The sequence below is a fragment of the Enterococcus dongliensis genome (genome assembly GCF_031927985.1).
GTDB classification, from domain to species: Bacteria; Bacillota; Bacilli; order Lactobacillales; family Enterococcaceae; genus Enterococcus_A; species Enterococcus_A dongliensis.
Map to the genome: position 1 here is coordinate 1 of NZ_JARPZC010000037.1, position 4,796 is coordinate 4,796.

Genomic DNA, 4,796 nt, shown 5'->3' on the forward strand with positions numbered 1-4,796 from the left:
TCTTCATTCCTCCAAGCTATCTTTTTCAATTATTTTACCTCAAAATGAGCTTATCGGAAACTTTGCAACAGAACCCATAATAGAGCGTGGCGTAAGGTCTACCAGTTGGGCAAGATATTCCTGTGTCCACCCTTTTGCTTCCCGAGCTTTTTTTATCGCTATACCTAACGGCTTAAAATCAAGTTTTCTTTCATCTTGGTACATTTTAATATCACCCTATATCATTGTACATTTCGGGTGATGATATTTGAACGAAGTATGATTTTATGTTTAGTAGTGTATAATTTCGTATTAGTGGAGAGAAAATTGCTATTATTCGTCATTCCGTATATAATAATTATATACTCTTTGCGAAAGGAAGTTGATATTATGGATTACATTTCTGTGAAAGCCGCTTCTGAAAAATGGGGCATATCGGAAAGACGGATACAAAAATTATGTGAGGAAAATCGCATTGACGGAACTGAAAAATTTGGTCGTGCATGGATGATACCAAAAGATGCAGAAAAACCCGTTGATGGACGTATGAAAACAAGGAACAAACAGGAGGAGAATCATGGAATTTAATGAAAAGCTACAACAGCTTAGGACTGGAAAGAACTTAACGCAGGAACAACTTGCGGAGCAATTATATGTATCAAGAACAGCCATTTCAAAATGGGAAAGCGGCAAGGGTTACCCTAACATTGAGTCGCTCAAGTGTATTTCTAAATTCTTTTCTGTGACCATAGATGAACTACTATCGGGCGAAGAACTGATTACACTTGCCGAAACTGAAAATCGTTCCAACTTGAAAAAGATTTACAACTATATTTATGGAATATTGGATATGATGGCAGTTGCGTTTATATTTCTTCCGTTATATGGAAACTCTGTTGGCGGTTATGTTTATGCGGTCAATCTACTATCATTTACAGCCACCACACCATTCAATCTTGCAGTCTACTGGAGTGCTTTTGCCGCCTTGATTGTAATAGGGATTGCTAAAATAATACTTACCCATTTAGATAAAGAAACATGGGGCGGCATTGCTACAAAATGCTCCCTTGGACTCACTGCTTTGGCTATCTGTTTCTTAGCAGCAGCAAGAGAACCATATATAACAGCACTTATGTTTCTGCTGTTTGTCGCAAAAATAGTTGTTTGGATTAAGCAGAACGGAACAAAGTAAAAACGATATAAATCCCTTGAAATAGGCTCTGACACGATAAGTGTCGGGGCTTTTTTTCATGTTGACATGATAGATGTAGGCGATGTGACGGTAGGTTTCTTGGCTTTTGATATAGCTCCTGTGATAATAAAATTGTGGTCAGTGAAAACAAGAACAGCAACCAACGGAAAGGAAAATCAAATATGGATTATATCATTGAAACAGAAAATCTTACGAAGCGATACGGAACAGCCACCGTTGTCGATAAGGTCAATCTTCATGTGCCAACGGGCAAAATTTATGGTTTGCTCGGCAGAAACGGAGCAGGCAAAACCACAGCAATGAAAATGATGTTGCAGCTTGCTCTCCCAACGGATGGAACGGTACGCTTGTTTGGCACAAACTATAAGGAAAATATCCATACCCTTTATAGCAAAGTAGGCTCTATTATCGAAACACCGGGATTTTACAGTAATTTAACAGGGTATGAGAATTTGCAAATTCTCGCTAAACTGCGAGGGGGAGTATCTAAAAGTGGAGTAGAAAAAGCTCTTGAAGTTGTGGGGCTGCATAAAGAGAAAAGAAAAGTCTTTTCCGATTATTCCCTCGGAATGAAGCAACGGCTTGGTATTGCCGCCGCCATTATGCACGAGCCGGAGCTTTTAATACTTGACGAACCGATTAACGGACTTGACCCCATTGGAATAGTTGAAATACGCTCATTTTTATCTGAACTTAGTCACAATCATGGCATTACCATTTTTATCTCAAGCCATGTTTTAAGCGAGATTGAACAGATAGCAGATATTATCGGCGTTATGCACGAGGGGCATTTAGTAGAGGAAGTGAATATATCCGAGCTTCACAAAAGGAATCGAAAATACATTCAATTTGATTTATCTGACAGTGAGATAGCTGGAAAGATTTTAGAAAGCCACTACCACATGACGGATTTTACAGTGCAGGACGGTACGGTGAGAATTTATGACTTTAGCCAAAGTGTTGGAGAAATCAATCGAGAATTTGCACGAAATGGACTGCTCGTGACAAGGATAGATGATAGTGAGGAAAACTTAGAGGACTACTTTTCTAAACTGATTGGAGGTGGCGGTATTGCTTAATCTTATTTCTTGTGAATTATTAAAACTAAAGCGTTCAAAAATGGTGCTAATTAGTGTGGCAGGGGTATTATCTACCCCACTTTTGATGTTAATAGAAGCCTTGCAAACACATTTTGATAAGCCGGAGATTATCTTTACCTTGTCTGACATATACAGCGACAGTGTACTGTATATCATGCTGCTGGTAAACATTATGATATATGTGGCAATTGCAGCTTACTTGTTTAGCAGAGAGTACACAGAAAGCACACTCAAAACCATATTGCCCATACCCATTTCAAGGACAAAACTATTAATTGGAAAATTTTGCACCCTGCTTCTTTGGATTGTTATGCTCACCCTTGTAACATGGGCAGGTATATTTATCGCTTGTGGGCTATATCACGCTGTCTTTACATTGGAGGGATATAGCTTACTAGTGGCAATAGTATGGCTCCCCAAGTTTTTGTTTGGCAGTATCCTGATGTTTTTAACAGTTTCTCCTTTTGTGTTTGTTGCTATGAAAACAAAAGGATTTGTCGCCCCGATGATTGGCTCTGCCGTGATTGTCATGGGAAGTGCCGCACTTTCAAATCAAGAATGGGGAGCGTTGTATCCGTGGACAGCCACCTATTTCTTGGTGCAGGGTAAACTTCAGAGTACCGGCTATCCTACACTGCTGTCTGTATCTATTATTATTCTTGTATCAGCAGTTGGTTTTCTTATGACCTTTCATCATTTTAAAAAGGAGGATTTGAAATAATGGTACTTGATTTTATAGAAATTTTAAAAGTTATTTTTCTTGGAATTGTTGAGGGTATTACTGAGTGGCTACCTATCAGCAGCACAGGACATATGATTCTTGCGGACAAATTTATCACACTTAATATGAGCGAAGCATTTAAAGAAATGTTTTTTGTTGTTATTCAACTTGGAGCTATACTCGCAGTGGTTGTAATGTTTTGGAACAAGATGTTTCCATTTCAGCTAAAGGATAAATCGCAGCCACTTGTTAAAAAGGATACTTTCTCGTTGTGGTTCAAGGTTGCAGTGGCTTGTATACCGTCAGGTATTATGGGGATTTTATTTGATGATTATTTGGATGCTTACCTCCAAACCCCCATTGTGATTTCAATCATGTTAATCTTTTATGGTTTGTTATTCATTCTCATAGAAAATTGGAATAAAAAGCGTACTCCTACTACTATGGCACTTTCTGACATCAGCTATAAAACAGCAATCTTGATAGGGGCATTTCAAGTGTTATCACTTATACCCGGCACATCACGGTCGGGAGCAACGATTATAGGTGCTTTACTCATAGGAGTTTCACGAGTGGCAGCAGCAGAGTTTACTTTTTTCCTCGCAGTACCTACTATGCTTGGAGCAAGTGCTTTTAAGCTGTTAAAATTCGGGTTTGATTTTACAAGTGCAGAACTGCTCGCTCTTGTTCTCGGTATGGCTGTGGCATTTGCGGTATCTGTCTTAGTAATTAAATTCCTAATGAACTTTATCAAAAAACATGATTTTAAGGTGTTTGGTTGGTATCGAATTGTGCTTGGTATACTTGTTGTACTTATAACAGTAATGTGATAGAAAAACAATTCCATAAGCAATAATCTGCCGCACGACGGCAAAAGAAAAAAGCCGTCGTACAGCAGACATATTTTCACGCCTATGAAACGGTGGCTTTGATTTTCAGAGCCGCCGTTTCTTTGCGTTTACACAAACCAATGGGTTCTGTTGCAAAGTCTCAAAAAGGTCATTAGTTTTTCAAGATGATTCTTATTTAAGCAGGGATTCCTAATAGTCCTTTGATTTCTGTACAGACGGAAAAGCCAAAAAGAGACCCTTCTTTTCGGCTTTTTTTATAAATTCCTCGAATCGCTTCCATGCCTTTAATCGTGGTTGAGGCTGTTCGCAAACTTTGGTAAAATTTGTTTCTTCGCTTAATTGGACGATGGTCTTGTTCAATCAGATTATTCAGATACTTGATTGTTCGATGTTCTGTTGTTATATACAGTCCATTTTTCTGAAGCTTTCTGAAGGCACTCTTAATAGAGGGTGCTTTATCCGTTACTAGAACCTTTGGTTCTCCAAACTGGTTCTTCAGTCGTTTTAGAAAAGCATACGCAGCCTGTGTGTCGCGCTTTTTCCGTAACCAGATATCTAAGGTTAAGCCATCTACATCGATAGCGCGATATAAATAATGCCACTTTCCTTTAATTTTGATATAAGTCTCGTCCATTTTCCATGAATAAAAGGACTGTTTGTTTTTCTTTTTCCAAATTTGATAAAGAATCTTTCCGTATTCTTGCACCCAACGGTAAATTGTGGTGTGACAAACGTGAATTCCTCGGTCATACAGAATTTCCTGCACTTCACGATAACTCAGGTTGTACCGAAGATAGTAGCCGACGGCTACGATAATCACGTCTTTTTGAAATTGTTTTCCTTTGAACTGAGTCATCTTCATTCCTCCAAGCTATCTTTTTCAATTATTTTACCTCAAAATGAGCTTATCGGAAACTTTGCAACAGAACCCA

The 4,796-nt window shown here is 38.6% G+C and carries 7 protein-coding genes; 6 read left to right on the forward strand and 1 reads right to left on the reverse strand.

Going from position 1 to position 4,796, the window contains the following annotated elements; genetic code table 11:
- The 6 genes from P7D84_RS13895 to bcrD form a co-directional block, all read left to right on the forward strand.
- Positions 1-241 (forward strand): hypothetical protein (locus P7D84_RS13895; protein ID WP_425279587.1); only part of this gene is annotated, 241 nt, incomplete at its 5' end.
- Complete coding sequence (locus tag P7D84_RS13900; protein WP_002387760.1) at positions 241-567, forward strand: DNA-binding protein; 327 nt, start codon at positions 241-243, stop codon at positions 565-567. The genes P7D84_RS13895 and P7D84_RS13900, both read left to right, overlap by 1 nt.
- A complete protein-coding gene (gene bcrR, locus P7D84_RS13520; RefSeq protein ID WP_000395511.1) occupies positions 557-1,171 on the forward strand; it encodes a bacitracin resistance transcriptional activator BcrR in 615 nt (204 codons plus the stop codon). The genes P7D84_RS13900 and bcrR overlap by 11 nt, the downstream gene beginning before the upstream one ends.
- A gap of 182 nt (positions 1,172-1,353) precedes the next feature.
- Positions 1,354-2,271 (forward strand): bacitracin ABC transporter ATP-binding protein BcrA, encoded by a 918-nt coding sequence (gene bcrA / locus P7D84_RS13525; RefSeq protein WP_002346952.1) that lies wholly within the window; start codon positions 1,354-1,356, stop codon positions 2,269-2,271.
- Positions 2,264-3,013: an ABC transporter permease gene (locus P7D84_RS13530; protein WP_000933358.1), complete on the forward strand. Its 750-nt coding sequence runs from the start codon at positions 2,264-2,266 to the stop codon at positions 3,011-3,013. Before bcrA ends, P7D84_RS13530 begins: the two co-directional genes overlap by 8 nt.
- Positions 3,013-3,843 carry a bacitracin resistance undecaprenyl-diphosphatase BcrD gene (gene bcrD, locus P7D84_RS13535; protein ID WP_000242080.1) on the forward strand — a complete coding sequence of 277 codons (831 nt, stop codon included), beginning with the start codon at positions 3,013-3,015 and terminating at the stop codon, positions 3,841-3,843. The genes P7D84_RS13530 and bcrD overlap by 1 nt, the downstream gene beginning before the upstream one ends.
- A 196-nt stretch (positions 3,844-4,039) precedes the next feature.
- Here the strand turns inward: bcrD and P7D84_RS13540 are convergent, their stop codons facing one another.
- A complete protein-coding gene (locus P7D84_RS13540; RefSeq protein ID WP_000191454.1) occupies positions 4,040-4,720 on the reverse strand; it encodes an IS6-like element ISEnfa1 family transposase in 681 nt (226 codons plus the stop codon).
- Between the last annotated feature and the right edge of the window lie 76 nt (positions 4,721-4,796).

Excerpts from the sequence above, each read along its gene's own strand:
- P7D84_RS13900 (WP_002387760.1), top strand. The coding sequence starts at position 241 with ATGATATTTGAACGAAGTATGATTTTATGTTTAGTAGTGTATAATTTC.
- bcrR (WP_000395511.1), top strand. The coding sequence starts at position 557 with ATGGAATTTAATGAAAAGCTACAACAGCTTAGGACTGGAAAGAACTTA.
- bcrA (WP_002346952.1), top strand. The coding sequence starts at position 1,354 with ATGGATTATATCATTGAAACAGAAAATCTTACGAAGCGATACGGAACA.
- bcrD (WP_000242080.1), top strand. The coding sequence starts at position 3,013 with ATGGTACTTGATTTTATAGAAATTTTAAAAGTTATTTTTCTTGGAATT.
- P7D84_RS13540 (WP_000191454.1), bottom strand. The coding sequence starts at position 4,720 with ATGACTCAGTTCAAAGGAAAACAATTTCAAAAAGACGTGATTATCGTA.